The following is a 17,191-nucleotide window of genomic DNA, read 5'->3' on the forward strand; positions in this document are numbered from 1 at the left end:
GGATCGGCAGTCGGGCGCACACGAGCCCGAGGGCATACGTGAGCCCGAGGGCGCACGCGAGCCCGAGGGCGCACGCGAGCCCGAGGGCGCACGCGAGCCCGAGGGTGTACGCGAGTACCGCATGGAGGACCTGGCGGCCGCCGCCGGCATCACCGTGCGCACCCTGCGCTTCTACCGCGAGCGCGGCCTGATCCCGCCGCCCCGCCGCGAGGGCCGGATCGCCTGGTACGACGAGCACCACCTGGCCCGGCTGCGCACCATCGCCGCCCTCCTGGAACGCGGCCACACCCTCAACGGCATCGCCGACCTCACCACCGCCTTCGAGAGCGGCCGCAACGTCCGCGAGGTCCTCGCCCTCGGCGCCCCCAGCGAGGAGGAGCCGGTCCGCCTCACCCCCGGGGAACTCGCCGACCACTTCGCGGGCGAGGTCACCCCCGAGAACCTCGCCGCCGCCCTCGACCTCGGCTACCTCGTCACCGACGGCGAGGAGATCATCCACATCAGCCGCCGCCTGCTCGACGTCTCCGCCGCCCTCGTCCGCGAGGGCATCCCGCTCGCCGAGGTCCTCAAGGCCGGCGCCCGCGTCCGCGAGCACGCCGACGCCCTGGCCGAGCTCTTCACCGAACTGCTGCGCACCCACGCGGGCGAGGACGACGTGTGGCGCCTGCGCCCGCTCGCGAAGAGCGTGGTGGAGGCCGAACTGTCGATGGCGCTCGACCGGCGGCTGCGCCCCGGCGGCCCGGCGGGACCCGGGGAACCGGCCTCGTGATCGCCTGACGGGTCCCGAAGGCCGAAGCCCTGCAGGATGGCCTCCAGACCGTCCGGCGGATCGCCCTACAGGTCGTAGACAGCGGTGACGGGTGCGTGGTCGCTCCACCGCTCGGCATGGGTCGCGGCCCGCTCGACGTAGGCCTTCACGGCCTTGGCGGCGAGGCCGGCGGTGGCGAGCTGGTAGTCGATGCGCCAGCCGCTGTCGTTGTCGAAGGCGCGGCCGCGGTAGGACCACCAGGAGTAGGGCCCCTCCTGCTCGGGGTGGAGCGCACGCACCACGTCCACGTACCCCCCGTCCCCCTCGTCGAGGACCCGCCCGAGCCATTCCCGCTCCTCGGGGAGGAAGCCGGCGTTCTTCTTGTTGGCCTTCCAGTTCTTGAGGTCGGCCTCCTCGTGGGCGATGTTCCAGTCGCCGCAGACGACGACCTCGCGGCCGTCGGCGGCGGCCCGGGTCCTGAGCTCCTTGAGGTACGGCAGGAACTCGCCCATGAACCGGTACTTCTCGTCCTGGCGCTCGGTGCCGACCTCGCCGGACGGCAGGTAGAGGCTGGCGACGGTCACACCGGGCAGGTCGGCCTCGACGTACCGGCCGCTGTCGTCGAACTCGCTCGACCCGAAGCCCACGCGCACCCGGTCGGGCTCGCGCCGCGTGTAGAGGGAGACCCCTGCGCGTCCCTTGGCGGCGGCAGGCGCGTGGACGGTGAACCAGCCCTCGGGCGCGCGCACCTCCGGCGGCAGCTGCGCCTCCTCGGCGCGCACCTCCTGGAGGCAGACGGCGTCGGCGGAGGTCCCGCCGAGCCACTCGACGAACCCCTTCTTGGCGGCGGCACGGAGACCATTGACATTCACGGACGTCACAGTGAGCATCCCGGGAGAATACCGACACCCACCAGCCGCATACATGTACGATACTTCGCATGAACATCCAGCCCACGCCGTATGACCACCCCGACGCCGTCAAACTCAACGACGCGGTCCAGGCGGAGTACGCCGTCCGCTACGGCGACGAGGGCGACGTCACACCGCTGGACGCCGGGATGTTCGATCCTCCCCACGGCCTCTACCTCCTCGCGTACGACCCCGAGGACAACCCGGTCGCCACCGGCGGCTGGCGCACCCAGGACAAGAACGACCAGGGCTACGAGAACGGCGACGCCGAACTCAAGCGCATGTACGTGATCCCCGAGGCCCGCGGCCTGGGCCTGGCCCGCCGCATCCTGTCCGCCCTGGAAGCCGACGCCCGCGAGGCCGGCCGCACCCGCATGGTCCTGGAAACGGGCACGGCCCAGCCGGAGGCGATAGCCCTCTACACCTCCAGCGGCTACGCCCCCTGCCCCAAGTTCGGCCACTACCGCGACTACCCCAACAGCCGCTGCTTCGCCAAGCCGCTGACCTGACGCCCGGGGGCCGAGCCACTGACCTGACGCCCGGGGGCCGAGCCGCTGACCTGACTCTCAGGCGTGCCGGTGATACGCCTTGTTGGCGATGCGCCAGCCGTCGTCGACGCGGACCAGGAGGAAGGTGTCGGTGAAGGTGTCCGCGCCGTGCCAGAGCGTCATGGTCGCGGTCGCGATGGTTCCCTGCACGTCGACGGCGTCCACGCGGCGGGAACGGGTCGGCTCGTCCGGGGCCGGGCGGCCCTGGAACAGGCCGCAGTACTCGTCCAGGGGCCACGAGACGAAGGCGCCGCCCCGGATTCCCTCGATGTGGGCGGTGGGCAGGAACGCGTCGCGGAAGTGGACGGGGTCGCCGGTGGCGTGTCCGCGGACGTAGGCGCGGAGCGGTTCGAGTACGGCGTCCTCCACGGCGGGGACCGTGGCGGCGACGGCGATGTCGGCCGTGGGGTCGACAGGGGTCTCGGCCAGGCCGGCCGCGCTGCGCAGGGGGGTGTTCGATGCGGCGGCCAGCAGATCCATGTCCTTGACCAGCGCACCGACCGTGAACTCGGCCGCGGCCGCGGTCGGCGGGTCGGTGAGGAAGGTGCGCTTGCGGGCCACGAGCCCGCCGAGCTGGCCGAGTTCGAGGACGTCCAGCACCTGGTCGCGGGGGAGCCCGAGGGCATCGGCCTGCCGCAGGGTGTCGCGCAGCGCGAGGACGGCACCGGAGAGGCTGTTGTTGGCGATCAGCTTGAGCGCGGCGGCGGTACGGGCGTCGTCGACGCGCCGCACGGTGCCCAGCGCCTCCAGCACCGGCCGGGCGCGATCGAAGGCTTCCTGGTCGGCGGCGGCGAGAATCTTCAGGGCTCCCGCGGCCACGGCCGGGACGGAGCCGAGCAGGGGCGCGTGGACGTAGGACGGGCCGAGCTGCCGGGCCAGCGTCTCCGCCTCCTCGGGGGAGATGGTGCTGGTGTTCAGCACCACGGTGTCCGCTCTCAGCGCGCCACGGACGTCGTCGAGCACCTGCCGGCAGGCCGGACCGTCGAAGAGGGCCAGGATCACGAGGTCGGCCTTCGCCACGGCCTCGTTCGGATCGTCGGCCGTCCTGACGGCGCCCGAGGGACGCCCGGAGCGTGTCCAGCCGACGACGTCCCAGTCCTGGGCGGCGAGTCGTGTCGCGATGGCGCCGCCCATGCGCCCCAGGCCGAGGACGGCGATCGTGTGCGGTGTGGTCATGCCCGCCAGCGTGGCGCACCACGAAGATCGCGGCAAGCGCGCCGGGCCTCGCGCATCCGCCGGGCGACTCCCGCCGGGGAACTGCGCGCCATGGAACTGACGGTGCGGAACTGACGATGTGGCGCATCTTCGTCCGGAAACGACGAAGATCCCGTCCGATCTTTCGATCGGACGGGATCTCGTCACCGTTCCCGAGAGCTACTCGCGAACTGTCGTTTGTGGACCTGTGGGGATTTGAACCCCAGACCCCCTCGATGCGAACGAGGTGCGCTACCAGACTGCGCCACAGGCCCTTGCGACGTGTGAAACATTAGCATCCCGACCGGCCCAGGCAAAAATCCATTCCCTCGCAGGTCAGCCGGGGGCCGTCGCCGGCCCCCGGTGGGGTCATTCGTTGGCCGCCCGGGGGCGGTCGTCGTCCGCGTACTGGTCGAAGAGCGGGGTGCGGCCGCGGTCGCGGTTGCGGCGGGGCGGCGTGGTGCGCTGACGAGGGGCGGGGGACGGCGCGGGGGCCGGGTCGGCCGCCGTGGAGGAGCGGGCCGGGCTCCAGGTCTCCGGGTCCGTGATGTCGATGCCGCTCGTGGCGCGCGGGGCGACCGGGGCGGTGACGTACGTGGGGAGCGGGACCGGGACCGGGTCCCAGCTGTCGCCGCGGACCGGGCCGCGCTCGCGCTGCTGGTCGACCCACTCCGCGTGGTCGGTCTGCTCGACCAGGGCGCGCCGGTCCGCCTCCTGTGGGGAGGGGGCCGGGGCGGACTCGGGTGACAGCTCGGGCGTGGGCGCCGGGCGGCGGCTCTCGCGGAGCCGGGCGGCGGCCGCTTCGGCGCGCCGCCGGTCCATGACGTACACGAAGCGGCGTCGTTCCTGGACCCGCAGATGCACGATGTACGCGCTGAGGAGCAGCGCGGGCACGGCCGGCACCCACAGGAAGGCGACCCCGCCGACGGCCGCGACGACCGCGCCGAGGGTGAAGCCGGCGAAGAGCAGCGTCGTGGTCCGGCGGCGGCGGGCGAGGACCTTGCCCCGGCGGGCGCGCTCGGCCGCGGCGCCCGTGGCGGGGCGGGCCGGCGCGGGACTCGGTGCGGGGTTCGGCGCGGGGTTCGGCGTCTGTTCCCTTTCCGGTTCCGGGAGTTCCAGGCGCGCTTCCGTTCTGGCCGCGGGCGCGGAAAACGCCCGGACGTCGACCGAGCTCAAATGCTCGGTTTCCGCGTCCGGGTCCACGTCGGGCGTCGGACCCTCCGCCGTACGGTCCCGCTCTTTGAGCTCCTTGGCGTATCGGCGCTCCATGCCCGCCCGTCCGGAAAGCAGCCGGATGGCGGTGCTGAAGCGTTCCGTCGGACGGGCTTCGTTCAGCTCGTCCTGCCTGCGGAGCCACATCGGCACCAAGTAGGCGGCCCAGGCCCCGACGATGACTGCGTAGATGAGGCCGCTGCTGCTCACGCCTCACACGGTAGAGGGGTTCGCGTGACGGCATCGGCCAATTGGCCCGGTGTGTCGCACGATCTGGCTGATATCACTGAACTTTTTTGTGATTGTTCAGATCGATTGACTGCCAACTACCGATTGAATTCGAACACTTATTTTATTCTCGCCTGATGCCAGCGTCGCAGCAGCCCCTCCGGCGCCTCCTCCGCCGTCAGCGCGAAGACCAGATGGTCCCGCCACGCGCCGTCGATGTGGAGGTAACGGGGCCGCAGCCCCTCCTCACGGAATCCCAGTTTCTCCACGACCCGGCGCGAAGGCCCGTTCTCCGGGCGGATGCAGACCTCCATCCGGTGCAGCCCCACCGCGCGGAAGCAGTGGTCGACGGCGAGCGCGACCGCCGTCGGCATCACCCCGCGCCCGGCCACCTCGCTGTCCACCCAGTACCCCACGTGCCCGGAGCACATCGAGCCCCAAGTGATGCCCGCGACCGTCAACTGGCCGACGAGCCGGCCCCGGTACTCGATGACGAACGGCAGCATCCGCCCCGCGTTCGCCTCCGACCGCAGATGGCGGACCATCTGACGGTACGTCGGCCGGTGCGCCGTCGGACCGCCCGGGGGCGCCGGCGGAACCGTCGCCTCCCAGGGCCGCAGCCACTCCCGGTTGCGCCGGTTCACCTCACGCCAGGCCGCGTGGTCACGCATCTTTATCGGACGGAGCACCACCTCGCCGTCCACGAGAACCACCGGCCAGGTCGGGATCACGACGATCTCGGGTGGTCGCCGCCGCGGATCTGGTCGACGGCGTGCCGCAGGATCGGATCCAGGACGGCCAGCCCGTCCCGTACCCCGCCGGGCGACCCCGGCAGGTTCACGATCAGCGTGCCGCCAGCGACCCCCGCGAGGCCCCGCGAGAGCGCCGCCGTCGGCACCTTCTCCCGGCCGTACGCCCGGATCGCCTCCGGGATGCCCGGGATCTCCCGCTCCAGGACCCGGCGGGTCACCTCGGGCGTCTCGTCGGTGGGCGAGATGCCCGTACCGCCGGTGGTCACGATCACGTCGTACCCGGCGGCGACCCCGGCGCGCAGCGCCGCCTCGACCGGTGCCCCGTCCGGGACGACCTGCGGTCCGTCCACGGCGAAACCCGTCCGGGTCAGGCCCTCGACGATCAGCGGACCGCCCTTGTCCTCGTACACCCCGGCCGCCGCCCGGTTGGAGGCGGTGACGACGAGCGCCGCGTAGGAGGCGGTGAGCGCGCCGCCGATGCCCGCGTCGAGCACCGCCGGAGGGTGCTCCTCGTGTTCGTGCACTCCGGACACCCGGCCCCCGCGCGTCACGACTCGCTCCGCGTCCAGTGGCCCGACTTTCCGCCCGTCTTCTCCTCCACCCGTACGTCGGAGATGACCGCGCCCTTGTCGACCGCCTTCACCATGTCGACCACCGTCAGAGCCGCCACCGAGACCGCCGTCAGGGCCTCCATCTCGACGCCCGTACGGTCCGTGGTCTTCACCGTCGCCAGGATCTCGACCGCGTCGTCGGTGACCGCCAGGTCGAGGGTCACGCCCGACACGGCCAGCGGGTGGCAGAGCGGGATGAGGTCCGGGGTCTTCTTGGCGCCCATGATCCCGGCGATCCGCGCGGTGGCGAGCGCGTCGCCCTTCGGGACGCCCTCGCCGCGCAGCAGCTCGATCACGCGCGGTGAGACGAGGACCCGCCCGCTGGCGCGCGCCGTGCGGGACGTGACGTCCTTCGCCGATACGTCGACCATGCGGGCCGCGCCCGCCTCGTCGATGTGGGTGAGACCTTGCTGCGTGCTCATGGCCGTGACACTCCCGGTCGCTGTGTGAAGGACGACACCGTACCCCCACCCTCGCCCCCTCAGCCGAGGAGGACCACTTCCAGCTCGGCGCCGGGCTCCACGCTCTCCGTCTCCTCCGGGACCACGAGCAGGCAGTCCGCGTGCGCGAGGGCCGCGATCAGGTGGGAGCCCGCACCGCCCACCGGAGTGACGGTGCCCGCCTCCGGGTCGTACGTCCCCCGGAGGAACTGCCGGCGCCCGGCGGGCGAGGACAGTGCCTTGTCGGCGACCAGCTCCGCCCGCACCCGGGGCCGGTGCAGGTCCTCGACGCCCATCAGGGCCCGGATCGCGGGCCGGACGAACAGCTCGAAGGAGACGTACGAGGAGACCGGGTTGCCCGGCAGGGCGAGCAGCGGGATCTGCTCGGCGCCGATCGCGCCGAAGCCCTGCGGCTTGCCCGGTTGCATGGCCAGCTTGCGGAAGTCGACCTGCCCGTCGGCGCTCAGCGCCTCCTTCACCACGTCGTACGCGCCGACGCTGACCCCGCCCGTGGTCACGATCAGATCCGCCCGGATGAGCTGGTCCTCGATGGTGGCGCGCAGCGACTCGGCGTCGTCGGCGACGGCGCCCACCCGGTACGCGAGCGCGCCCGCGTCCCGCGCGGCCGCGGCGAGCGCGAAGCTGTTGGAGTCGTGGATCTGGCCGTCGCCCAGCGGCTCGCCGGGCTGTACCAGCTCGCTTCCGGTGGACATGACGACCACGCGGGGGCGGGGCCGCACCCGGACGGCGCCGCGGCCGATCGCGGCGAGCAGCCCGATCTGCGGCGGCCCGAGGACCGTGCCGGCCGCCAGGGCCAGCTCCCCGGCCCGTACGTCGCTCCCCCGCGTGCGGACATGGGCGCCGGCCTCGGCGGCGCGGTGCACCCGGACCTCGCCGGACGCGCCCTCGGGGGCGGCGCTGGCGGCGGTCATGCCGGTGGCCGCGGCCCCGCCCGTACCGCCGTCGGTCCACTCGACGGGGACGACGGCCTCGGCGCCGGGCGGCAGCGGGGCGCCGGTCATGATCCGGGCGGCCTGGCCGGGGCGGACCTCGGGCAGGCCGCCGGCGCCCGCAGCGACGTCGCCGACGACGGTGAGGACGGCGGGGAACTCCTCGGTGGCACCGGCGACATCGGCGACCCGGACCGCGTACCCGTCCATGGAGCTGTTGTCGAAGGGGGGCAGCGCGACCGGCACCGTCACGTCCTCGACGAGGACGCAGCCCTGCGCGTCGAGGAGTTGCAGCTCGATGGGTTCGAGCGGGCCCACCGTCGCGAGGATGTCGGCCAGGTGCTCGTCCACCGACCACAGCCCGCGCGCGGGTCCCGCGCAGGGGTCGACCACCTTCTGCTCGTCTCCATGGTCGTGATCGTGGTCGTCGTGGGACGGCGACGGTGCCGCGCTGCTGCTCAAGGTGCTACATCTCCTCGCTGACATATCTCCGGAGCCAGGCCCGGAAGTCCGGTCCCAGATCTTCACGTTCGCACGCGAGTCTGACAATGGCACGCAGATAGTCACCGCGGTCGCCGGTGTCATATCGGCGGCCCTTGAACACGACACCGTGCACCGGGCCGCCGATCTTCTCGTCCGAGGCGAGTTTCTGCAGGGCGTCGGTCAGCTGGATCTCCCCGCCGCGGCCCGGCTCGGTCTCCCGCAGCATCCCGAAGACGGCCGGATCCAGCACGTAGCGGCCGATGATCGCGTAGTTGCTGGGCGCCTCGTCCGCGTCCGGCTTCTCGACCAGGTCCGTCACCTTCACGACGTCCGAGTCGACGGTCGCCTCGACCGCCGCGCAGCCGTACAGATGAATCTGCGAGGGTTCGACCTCCATGAGGGCGATCACGCTGCCGCCCTCCCGCTCCTGGACGTCCACCATCCGCGCGAGCAGCGGGTCGCGGGGGTCGATCAGGTCGTCGCCGAGGAGCACCGCGAAGGGCTGGTCGCCGACGTGCGGGGCGGCGCAGAGCACGGCGTGGCCGAGGCCGCGCGGGGCGCCCTGGCGCACGTAGTGCATGGTGGCGAGGTCGCTGGACTCCTGGACCTTGGAGAGGCGTTCGGCGTCGCCCTTCCGGGTCAGGGCCTCCTCCAGCTCGTAGTTCCGGTCGAAGTGGTCCTCCAGGGGACGCTTGTTCCGGCCGGTGATCATCAGCACGTCGGAGAGGCCGGCCGCGACGGCCTCCTCGACGACGTACTGGATGGCCGGCTTGTCGACGACCGGCAGCATCTCCTTCGGCGTCGCCTTGGTCGCCGGGAGGAAGCGGGTGCCGAGGCCGGCGGCCGGGATGACAGCCTTGCTGATCCGGCCGAGCCTGGGGAGCGACTGATTCATGCGGTGCACCTTAGTCGTTCGGAATGAGAGAAAGATGTGGCTCCGATTAACTTCCTCCACATAAAGCCAGTTACGAGAGTTTCGCGAATTCACATGGGGCCTTCATGACACCCGAGATGTCCGAAAAGACCGTGCTGCGCAGTCGACTTCTGGCCGCCCGCGCCGCACTGAGTGCCGAATCCCTGGCGGACACGGCCGATTCCCTCGCCCGCCGGGGACTGGAACTGGCCGAACTCGCCGAGGCGTCCACCGTCGCCGCCTATGTGTCCGTCGGCCGCGAGCCGGGCACGCGCGCGTTGCTCGACACACTCCACGCGCGCGGGGTACGGGTCCTGCTCCCCGTCCTGCTCCCCGACAACGACCTGGACTGGGCGGCGTACGAGGGGCCTGAGCGGCTCGCGAAGGCCGGCCGGGGCCTTCTCGAACCGATCGGGCCCCGGCTCGGCCCCGAGGCCGTGTGCGCCGCCGACGCCGTCCTGCTGCCGGGCCTCGCGGTCGACGGGCGCGGGATGCGTCTGGGGCGGGGCGGCGGCTCGTACGACCGGGTGCTCGCCCGGCTCACGCGCGCGGGTGCCGACCCCGCCCTGGTGGTGCTCCTCTACGCGGACGAGGTGGTCGCCCGGGTCCCGGAGGAACCGCACGACCACCCCGTGCACGCGGTGGTGACCCCGGAGGGGGTCACCCGTTTCAAGCCCTGATCAGGGCTTCAGCTTCAGCGTGTCCTTCGTCGCCGCGTCGACCGCCGCCCTGCCGTAGGCCCAGTCGTACAGATCGCCCTTCGCCCACGCGTCCGTCTGGTCGGTGTAGTTCGAGTGGAAGGCGTGCCCGGAGGCTCCGGTGAGGTTGATCCACCGGGACTTGTCCCAGTCGCCGACGTTGACGACCATCCGCATCGACGGCACCCAGATCACGTCGTAGCCGCCGGCCGCGTTCCAGCCGGTGGCGTCGACGGCCGCCTCGCCGCCGCCCAGGTTCCACGGGCCGCGGTTGAGGAGCTGCTGCACGACGCCGGGTCCCGCGGTGCCGAGGGTCTGGTTCTTCAGGGTCAGCTGGTGCAGCCGGCCCCAGCTCCAGGTGGAGACGTCCTTGCCGAGCTTGGCGGTCAGCTCCCAGCGCGCGTCCTTCATGGCGCGGGCGAGCAGCTGGTCACGGGTCTCGGTGGCCTGGTCGGTGCGGTTGCCGGGGGTGACCCACCACTCGCTCTTCTCCTGCTTGAGGAGCGGGCGGACCACCTCGTACCAGCGGTCGCCGCCGTCCGGCTGCGCCGAGTCGGGGTCGCGCTGGCCGCATTCCCGTACGAGCTTGTTCTGCTCGTCGACCGGGCCTGTGGCGTCGGCCGGGCGCACGTTGATGCAGTCGCCCTCGGCGCGCAGTTCCTTGGGCAGCTTGTTGCCGAAGGACAGCTTGAGGACGTTGCGCCAGACCGCGTTGAAGTAGGCGGCGGCGGCCGAGTCGGGCTCCTGCGTGTAGTCCCAGCCCTCCAGCAGCTTCTGCGCCTCGCGGACGTACGGGTCCGAGATGTCGATCTTCAGCAGGAGCGGGTTGAGCAGGGTCGCGATCTCGCTGCGGTTGTCCGTCTGCATGGTCCGCATGTCGTCCGGCGAGATCTTTCCGCCGTCCTTGATCTTCGACTCGATCAGGTCGTTGATCCGCTGGCTGCGCGAGCCGTAGCCCCAGTCCTTGGTGAGGAGGTCGGGGTAGTTCTTGGCGTCGATCACGGCCTGGTTGGCGGTGACGATGTAACCGCGCTTCGGGTCGTACTCGTAGGGCAGCTGCTCGAAGGGGATGTAGCCCTTCCACCGGTACGAGGAGTCCCAGCCCGGCGCCGGCAGGGTGCCGTCCCCCTTGCTGCGCTGCGGGATCTTGCCCGGGGACTGGTAGCCGATGTGGCCCTCGGTGTCGGCGTAGATCAGGTTCTGGGACGGGACCTCGAAGTTCTTGGCGGCCGCCCGGAAGGTGGTGAAGTCCTTGGCGCGGTCGAGGGCGAAGATCGCGTCCATCGACTTGCCCGGCTGGAGGGCGGTCCACTGGAGGGAGACGCCGTAGCCGGTGCCGCGGTCGGGGGCGGCGTTGCCGACGGGGGCCTTCTGGCCGACCTTCTCCAGCTCGGAGGAGCGGTCGGAGACGAGCGGGCCGTGGTCGGTGGAGCGAACGGTGATCTTCCGGTCGTCGCCGCCGGCGACCTTGATGATCTCGTCGCGGACCGTGAAGGGCTTGACCTTGCCGTCGACGAGGTAGCCGTCGGGGCCGATCTTCTCCAGGTAGAGGTCGGTGACGTCGGCGCCGAGGTTGGTGAGACCCCAGGCGATCTTGTCGTTGTGTCCGATGATCACACCGGGCATGCCGGAGAAGGTGTAGCCGGAGACGTCGTAGCGGCAGGTCGCCGACACCGAGCGGCAGTGCAGGCCCATCTGGTACCAGAGGGACGGCAGCTGGGGCGCGAGGTGCGGGTCGTTGGCGAGCAGCGGCTTGCCGGAGGTCGTGTACTGCCCGGAGACGACCCAGGAGTTCGAGCCGATGCCGTTGCCGTTGGGGCCGAGGAGGGCGGGGATGCCGTCCAGGACCTCGGACAGCGCGCCGAGCTGGGACTGCGTACCGGAGTCGTCGGAGGAACCGGAGCCGGGGACGCTGCCCGGGGTCTCGCCGGTGGTCAGGTCGTCGTCCTCGCCGGCCTCGGCCTTCGGGTCGAACTTCCCCGTGGAGCCGTCGACCGCGCCCCGGTCGACGATCGGCTGGTGGAGCGCGTACGGGTAGTCCGGGTACAGCTGCTTGATCTGGCTCGCGCTCATCCGGCTCGTCATCAGCGAGCGGTCGATCTCGTCCTGCATGTTGCCGCGCAGGTCCCAGGCCATCGCCTTGAGCCAGGCCACCGAGTCGACGGGGGTCCACGCCTCGATCGCGTAGTCGTTGGTGAGGGCCAGGGCCGCGTACTCGACGGAGATGTCGGCCGGGTCCCGGTCCTTCAGATAGGCGTTGACGCCCTCCGCGTACGCCTGGAGGTACTTCTTCGTCTCCGGCGACAGGACCGTGTCGTACTCCTGCTGCGCGACCCGGCGCCAGCCGAGCGTGCGCAGGAACGAGTCCGTCTCGACCTGGCTCTCGCCGAACATCTCCGAGAGCCGGCCCGCGGTCACGTGCCGCCGGACGTCCATCTCGTAGAAGCGGTCCTGCGCCTGGACGTAACCCTGGGCGCGGAAGAGGTCCGTCTCGTTGTCGGCGTAGATCTGCGGGACGCCGTTCGCGTCGCGCTTCACCTCGACCTCGCCGGACAGTCTGTCGAGCCGGATCTCGCCCGTGGTCTGCGGGAACGAGGCCCGGACGGTGCTCACACCCCAGTACCCGCCGTATCCGACGCCCGCGACCAGGGCGAGGACCAGGACGAGGAGGATCAGGCGGGCGCGCCGCCCTTTCTTCTTGGCGGGAGGCGCGGTCGTGTTGGAGGGCATCGCTGTCCTTCGAGGGGCAGGGTGGTCCTGGAGTACGGGAGCAACCTTAGGCGCAGCGTCCGGAGGGCCCGGACGCGGTGTCGGGAAGAGAACCGTACTCACGAGCGAGGGGGCGCAAAGAGGGCGTCAAGAAAACGTTAAAGATTAGGTAAGGTAACGAAGTGTCGGCCGCTGGAGGAACGATCCAGCTGCACGCGACGGCCGCTGGAAGAACGATCCAGCTGCACGTGAGGGGAAGGAACGGCCACTGACTGTCCACGAGCTCAACGAACTCCTGCTCATCAGCTCCCTCGTGCTGCTGATCGCGGTCGCGGCCGTACGGATCTCGTCCCGGAGCGGGCTCCCCAGCCTCCTGCTCTACCTCGGCATCGGCATCGCCATCGGCCAGGACGGCATCGGCAACGTCGCCTTCGACAACGCGGAACTGACGCAGGTCATCGGCTACGCCGCCCTCGTCGTGATCCTCGCCGAGGGTGGCCTCGGCACGAAGTGGAAGGAGATCAAGCCGGCACTGCCCGCCGCGGTCGTCCTCTCCACCGTCGGCGTCGCCGTGAGCGTGGGCATCACTGCCGCCGCCGCCCACTACCTCGTCGGCCTCGACTGGCGACAGGCCCTGATCATCGGCGCCGTCGTCTCCTCCACCGACGCCGCGGCGGTCTTCTCCGTACTGCGCAAGGTGCCGCTGCCCTCACGGGTCACCGGTGTCCTGGAGGCCGAGTCCGGCTTCAACGACGCCCCCGTCGTCATCCTCGTCGTCGCCTTCTCCACCGCCGGACCGGTCGACCACTGGTACGTCCTCGTCGGCACGATCGCCCTCGAACTCGCCATCGGCGTCGCCGTCGGTCTCGCCGTGGGCTTCCTCGGCGCGTACGGGCTGCGGCACGTCGCCCTGCCCGCCTCCGGCCTCTACCCGATCGCCGTCATGGCCATCGCCGTCGTCGCGTACGCCGCCGGAGCCATGGCCCACGGCTCCGGCTTCCTCGCCGTCTACCTGGCCTCGATGGTCCTCGGCAACGCCAAGCTGCCCCACGCGCCCGCGAACCGCGGCTTCGCCGAGGGACTCGGCTGGATCGCCCAGATCGGCATGTTCGTCCTGCTCGGCCTGCTCGTCACCCCGCACGAGCTCGTCCACGACTTCTGGCCCGCCGTCGTCATCGGCCTGGTCCTGACAGTGGTCGCCCGGCCCATGGAAGTCCTGGTCAGCCTGCTGCCCTTCCGCATCCCCTGGCAGGAACAGGCCCTGATGTCCTGGGCCGGCCTGCGCGGAGCCGTCCCCATCATCCTGGCCACCATCCCGATGGTGTCCGACATCGAGGGCAGCGAGCGGATCTTCAACATCGTCTTCGTGCTCGTCGTCGTCTACACCCTGGTCCAGGGACCGACCCTGCCCTGGCTGGCGAAAGCCCTCAAGCTCGGCGACTCCGGCGAGGCGGCCGACCTCGGCGTCGAGTCCGCGCCCCTGGAGCGGCTGCGCGGCCATCTGCTCTCCGTCGCCATCCCGGAGCACTCCCGGATGCACGGTGTCGAGGTCGCCGAGCTGCGGCTCCCGGCCGGAGCGGCCGTCACCCTCGTCGTACGGGAGGAGACGAGCTTCGTCCCCGGGCCCGCGACCGTCCTGCGGCGCGGCGACGAACTCCTCGTCGTCGCGACCGACCCGGTACGGGACGCCACCGAGCGGCGCCTGCGCGCGGTCGGCCAGGGCGGCAAGCTCGCCGGCTGGCTGGGGACCGGCGGCGCGACGGCGGCCTCGACCCCGACGGACACAGCGGTGCGGTTCCACCGACACGGCGACCACCACAAGCGAACATCCGGTTAATCCGAGGCATTAATTCAAGGGCAGGAGCGTTTTCCCAGGCAGGAAGACGCTCCTCCCTGTACCATGAAGGCACACCTGATCGAACCAACTCTGCCTGACGCAGAGCTGGCGCGACCGTATGGCGGCCGTGGCGCCCCTCCGCAGTGGGGCCGGCCCGGTATCTACCGCAGTAACGCGCATGAGGACAGCTCTCGGCGACACCCGCACCACAGTGCCGGGGGCGCGCTACCAGGCGGCAGAAAGGCCAGGACCGTGGCGTCCACGGTCATCTCGGACAAGCGACCCGGCTACGGGCAGCTTCTGCGCACCCCCGGTGCGCTGTCCTTCCTGCTTCCCGGCTTCGCCGCCCGGCAGCCCTTCGCGATGCTGACCATCGGCATCGTCCTGCTCGTCCAGCACACCACCGGCTCCTTCGGCAGCGCCGGCGCGGTCGCCGCCGTCACCGGCGTCTCGATGGCGCTGTTCGCGCCGCAGAGCGGCAAGCTCGCCGACCGCTTCGGCCAGCGCGCCGTCCTGATCCCCGGCGTCCTCGTCCACACCGCGTCCGTCATCCTGCTCGTGGTGCTCGCCCTGTCCGGCGCCCCGCTGTGGGCGCTGTTCCTGGCCGCCGTGCCCGCCGGTGCCTCCGTGCCCCAGGTCGGGCCGATGGTCCGGGCCCGCTGGGCCGCCAAGCTGGACGGCACCCCGCTGATGCCGACGGCCGCGGCCTTCGAGTCCGTGACGGACGAGTTCACCTTCGTCGTCGGTCCCGTCCTCGCGACCGCCCTGTGCACCGGCGTCCACCCGGCCGCCGGCCTGATCGCCGAGGCCGCCCTGACCCTCTTCGGCGGACTCTTCTTCGCCGCCCAGCGCGCCACCCAGCCCGCGTTCGGCCTCTCCGCGGCCGCCTCCGCCGGGCCCCGCCGCTCGGCCCTCTCCATCCCCGGCGTCCGTGTCCTCGTCGTCGCCTTCCTCGGCATCGGCTCCGTCTTCGGCGGCATGCAGGTCTCCCTCACCGCCTTCACCGAGGAGATCGGCAACCCCGGCGCCAACGGCCTGCTGTACGGCGTCTTCGCCGCCGGCAACATGCTCGCGGGCATCGCCATGGGCGCCGTCGCCTGGAAGACCGGCCCCCGCCGCCGCCTGATCGCCGGCTACGCCGGCCTCACCGTCGCCGCGTCACTGCTGTGGACCACGCACTCGGTGCTGCTCCTCGGCGCCCTCGGTCTGGTCGTGGGTCTGTGCATCGCCCCCGCCCTGATCACCGGCTACACCATCGTCGAGACCCTGATCCCGGCGTCCGCCCGTACCGAGGCCTTCACCTGGCTCACCGGCGCCGTCGCGCTCGGCCAGGCCGCGGCCGTCACGGTCGCCGGCCGCCTCGCCGACGCCCACGGCGCGAGCACCGGATTCCTGGTGCCGATGGTGGGCACGGCGCTCGCCCTCGCCACGCTCCTCGCCCTGCGGTCGCGCCTCAAGCCGCGCGAGACGAGCCGGGTCGCGGCGCGTGGTATCGGTCACCGCGTACCGGTGGCGGTGGACTGAACCCGCGGAATACGTCAGTATGGATTGTCGTTAGCACTCGATGAGTGTGAGTGCCAGGAGGAAGACAAGTGCCGACCTACCAGTACCAGTGCACCGAGTGCGGCGAAGGCCTCGAGGCGGTGCAGAAGTTCACCGATGACGCGCTGACCGAGTGCCCCCAGTGCAAGGGCCGCCTGAAGAAGGTGTTCTCGGCCGTCGGCATCGTCTTCAAGGGATCCGGCTTCTACCGGAACGACAGCCGCGGCTCGTCGTCCAGCAGCTCGCCGGCCGCGTCGAAGTCCGCGACCCCGTCGTCCTCGTCCACGTCGTCCTCGACGTCGGACGCGAAGCCGGCCGCGTCGACCTCTTCGTCGTCCGCCTCCGCCTCTTCGACGTCCTCGTCGAGCACCGGAAGCTCGGCCGCCTGACGCCCGCGTAGATTCCTCACCGAGGGCCCCGTCGTTCGCGACGGGGCCCTCGGTGTTTCCACCCTGGGTTTCCGGACCCTGGCGTTTTCCGGACCCTCGATTTCCGGACACCCTCGGTCTTTCCGGCCCCTCGGTGTTTCCGTGTGCCGCGCTTAGGGTGATCGTCATGGCGAACCAAGGTGCGTACGCGGACATCGGCGTGATCGGCGGCTCCGGCTTCTACTCCTTCCTGGAGGACGTCACGGAGGTGTCCGTCGACACCCCGTACGGCAGCCCCAGCGACTCCCTCTTCGTCGGCGAGATCGCCGGCCGGCAGGTCGCGTTCCTCCCCCGGCACGGCCGGAGCCACAGCGTCCCGCCGCACCGCATCAACTACCGCGCCAACCTCTGGGCCCTGCGCTCCCTGGGGGTACGGCAGATCCTCGGGCCCTGCGCGGTCGGCGGGCTCCGCGAGGAGTACGGGCCGGGCACGCTCGTCGTCCCGGACCAGCTCGTCGACCGTACGAAGGCCAGGGCGCAGACCTACTTCGACGGGGAGCGGCGGGGCGACGGGGTCGTGCCGCGCGTCGTCCATGTGACCTTCGCCGACCCGTACTGCCCGGACGGGCGGCGGGTCGCGGTCAAGGCCGCCCGGGGGCGCGGCTGGGAGCCGGTCGACGGCGGCACGATGGTCGTGATCGAGGGGCCCCGCTTCTCCACTCGGGCCGAGTCCCGGTGGCACGCGGCGGCCGGCTGGTCGGTCGTCGGCATGACCGGGCACCCGGAGGCCGTCCTCGCCCGTGAGCTGGGCCTCTGCTACACCTCGCTGGCGCTCGTCACGGACCTGGACGCGGGCGCCGAGACCGGCGAGGGCGTCTCCCACACCGAGGTGCTGCGGGTGTTCGGCGAGAACGTGGGACGGCTGCGGGAGGTGCTCTTCGACGCGGTGGGCGCGCTGCCGGCGACGCTGGACCGGGACTGCCTGTGCACGCACGCGCACGACGGCTGGGACCTGGGGATCGAGCTGCCGTGAACCCCTTGCTCCGT

Annotated in this window: 16 protein-coding genes and 1 tRNA gene; 7 read left to right on the forward strand and 10 right to left on the reverse strand. The window is 71.5% G+C overall.

Annotation, left to right across the window (positions count from 1 at the left end; genetic code table 11):
* Positions 1-121 precede the first annotated feature (121 nt).
* Entirely contained in the window at positions 122-769 is a 648-nt protein-coding gene (locus OG462_RS19110) for a MerR family transcriptional regulator (protein WP_406066610.1), read from the forward strand.
* 65 nt (positions 770-834) lie between these two features.
* Here the strand turns inward: OG462_RS19110 and OG462_RS19115 are convergent, their stop codons facing one another.
* Positions 835-1,638, reverse strand: a complete 804-nt coding sequence (locus OG462_RS19115) for an exodeoxyribonuclease III (protein WP_406059098.1) — start codon at positions 1,636-1,638, stop codon at positions 835-837.
* Positions 1,639-1,688: 50 nt separating this feature from the next.
* On the opposite strand from OG462_RS19115, the gene OG462_RS19120 reads away from it, so the two are divergent.
* Complete coding sequence (locus tag OG462_RS19120; protein WP_406059099.1) at positions 1,689-2,168, forward strand: GNAT family N-acetyltransferase; 480 nt, start codon at positions 1,689-1,691, stop codon at positions 2,166-2,168.
* Between the two features lie 57 nt (positions 2,169-2,225).
* Here the strand turns inward: OG462_RS19120 and OG462_RS19125 are convergent, their stop codons facing one another.
* The 8 genes from OG462_RS19125 to galU all read right to left on the reverse strand — a co-directional run bounded on the left by OG462_RS19125 (position 2,226) and on the right by galU (position 8,972).
* Positions 2,226-3,383: a nuclear transport factor 2 family protein gene (locus OG462_RS19125; protein ID WP_406059101.1), complete on the reverse strand. Its 1,158-nt coding sequence runs from the start codon at positions 3,381-3,383 to the stop codon at positions 2,226-2,228.
* Positions 3,384-3,602: 219 nt separating this feature from the next.
* Positions 3,603-3,676, reverse strand: a tRNA-Ala gene (locus OG462_RS19130).
* Between the two features lie 94 nt (positions 3,677-3,770).
* Complete coding sequence (gene glpR / locus OG462_RS19135; RefSeq protein WP_406059103.1) at positions 3,771-4,823, reverse strand: gephyrin-like molybdotransferase receptor GlpR; 1,053 nt, start codon at positions 4,821-4,823, stop codon at positions 3,771-3,773.
* A gap of 137 nt (positions 4,824-4,960) precedes the next feature.
* Positions 4,961-5,572 carry a GNAT family N-acetyltransferase gene (locus tag OG462_RS19140; RefSeq protein WP_406059105.1) on the reverse strand — a complete coding sequence of 204 codons (612 nt, stop codon included), beginning with the start codon at positions 5,570-5,572 and terminating at the stop codon, positions 4,961-4,963.
* A complete protein-coding gene (locus OG462_RS19145) occupies positions 5,569-6,117 on the reverse strand; it encodes a molybdenum cofactor biosynthesis protein B (RefSeq protein WP_406059106.1) in 549 nt (182 codons plus the stop codon). Before OG462_RS19145 ends, OG462_RS19140 begins: the two co-directional genes overlap by 4 nt.
* 23 nt (positions 6,118-6,140) lie before the next feature.
* Positions 6,141-6,626, reverse strand: coding sequence for a cyclic pyranopterin monophosphate synthase MoaC (gene moaC / locus OG462_RS19150; protein WP_055600182.1), 486 nt, complete (start codon positions 6,624-6,626; stop codon positions 6,141-6,143).
* Between the two features lie 59 nt (positions 6,627-6,685).
* Entirely contained in the window at positions 6,686-8,080 is a 1,395-nt protein-coding gene (glp, locus tag OG462_RS19155) for a gephyrin-like molybdotransferase Glp (protein WP_406059109.1), read from the reverse strand.
* Positions 8,061-8,972 carry a UTP--glucose-1-phosphate uridylyltransferase GalU gene (gene galU / locus OG462_RS19160; protein ID WP_406059110.1) on the reverse strand — a complete coding sequence of 304 codons (912 nt, stop codon included), beginning with the start codon at positions 8,970-8,972 and terminating at the stop codon, positions 8,061-8,063. The genes glp and galU overlap by 20 nt, the downstream gene beginning before the upstream one ends.
* Positions 8,973-9,076: 104 nt before the next feature.
* Between galU and OG462_RS19165 the strand changes: the two genes are divergently transcribed.
* On the forward strand, positions 9,077-9,670 hold the full coding sequence (locus OG462_RS19165; RefSeq protein WP_406059112.1) for a 5-formyltetrahydrofolate cyclo-ligase: 594 nt from the start codon (positions 9,077-9,079) through the stop codon (positions 9,668-9,670).
* Here the strand turns inward: OG462_RS19165 and OG462_RS19170 are convergent, their stop codons facing one another.
* Entirely contained in the window at positions 9,671-12,418 is a 2,748-nt protein-coding gene (locus OG462_RS19170) for a penicillin acylase family protein (RefSeq protein ID WP_406059114.1), read from the reverse strand.
* Positions 12,419-12,710: 292 nt separating this feature from the next.
* On the opposite strand from OG462_RS19170, the gene OG462_RS19175 reads away from it, so the two are divergent.
* The 4 genes from OG462_RS19175 (at position 12,711) to OG462_RS19190 (ending at position 17,177) form a co-directional block, all read left to right on the forward strand.
* Positions 12,711-14,234, forward strand: a complete 1,524-nt coding sequence (locus tag OG462_RS19175) for a potassium/proton antiporter (protein WP_406059116.1) — start codon at positions 12,711-12,713, stop codon at positions 14,232-14,234.
* A 252-nt stretch (positions 14,235-14,486) separates the two neighbouring features.
* Entirely contained in the window at positions 14,487-15,758 is a 1,272-nt protein-coding gene (locus tag OG462_RS19180; RefSeq protein ID WP_406059117.1) for an MFS transporter, read from the forward strand.
* A gap of 68 nt (positions 15,759-15,826) precedes the next feature.
* Positions 15,827-16,165: an FmdB family zinc ribbon protein gene (locus OG462_RS19185; protein WP_406059119.1), complete on the forward strand. Its 339-nt coding sequence runs from the start codon at positions 15,827-15,829 to the stop codon at positions 16,163-16,165.
* A gap of 166 nt (positions 16,166-16,331) precedes the next feature.
* Positions 16,332-17,177: an S-methyl-5'-thioadenosine phosphorylase gene (locus OG462_RS19190; protein WP_406059121.1), complete on the forward strand. Its 846-nt coding sequence runs from the start codon at positions 16,332-16,334 to the stop codon at positions 17,175-17,177.
* The last annotated feature ends 14 nt before the right edge of the window (positions 17,178-17,191 follow it).

Origin of the sequence: Streptomyces sp. NBC_01077 (assembly GCF_045162855.1) — a bacterium.
Classification (GTDB): Bacteria; Actinomycetota; Actinomycetes; order Streptomycetales; family Streptomycetaceae; genus Streptomyces.

What these genes read in the sequence shown, in the direction of transcription:
- OG462_RS19170 (WP_406059114.1), bottom strand. Translation starts at nt 12,418, where the DNA reads ATGCCCTCCAACACGACCGCGCCTCCCGCCAAGAAGAAAGGGCGGCGC.
- moaC (WP_055600182.1), bottom strand. Translation starts at nt 6,626, where the DNA reads ATGAGCACGCAGCAAGGTCTCACCCACATCGACGAGGCGGGCGCGGCC.
- glp (WP_406059109.1), bottom strand. Translation starts at nt 8,080, where the DNA reads ATGTCAGCGAGGAGATGTAGCACCTTGAGCAGCAGCGCGGCACCGTCG.
- galU (WP_406059110.1), bottom strand. Translation starts at nt 8,972, where the DNA reads ATGAATCAGTCGCTCCCCAGGCTCGGCCGGATCAGCAAGGCTGTCATC.
- OG462_RS19165 (WP_406059112.1), top strand. Translation starts at nt 9,077, where the DNA reads ATGACACCCGAGATGTCCGAAAAGACCGTGCTGCGCAGTCGACTTCTG.
- OG462_RS19115 (WP_406059098.1), bottom strand. Translation starts at nt 1,638, where the DNA reads ATGCTCACTGTGACGTCCGTGAATGTCAATGGTCTCCGTGCCGCCGCC.
- OG462_RS19120 (WP_406059099.1), top strand. Translation starts at nt 1,689, where the DNA reads ATGAACATCCAGCCCACGCCGTATGACCACCCCGACGCCGTCAAACTC.
- OG462_RS19190 (WP_406059121.1), top strand. Translation starts at nt 16,332, where the DNA reads ATGGCGAACCAAGGTGCGTACGCGGACATCGGCGTGATCGGCGGCTCC.
- OG462_RS19110 (WP_406066610.1), top strand. Translation starts at nt 122, where the DNA reads ATGGAGGACCTGGCGGCCGCCGCCGGCATCACCGTGCGCACCCTGCGC.
- OG462_RS19125 (WP_406059101.1), bottom strand. Translation starts at nt 3,383, where the DNA reads ATGACCACACCGCACACGATCGCCGTCCTCGGCCTGGGGCGCATGGGC.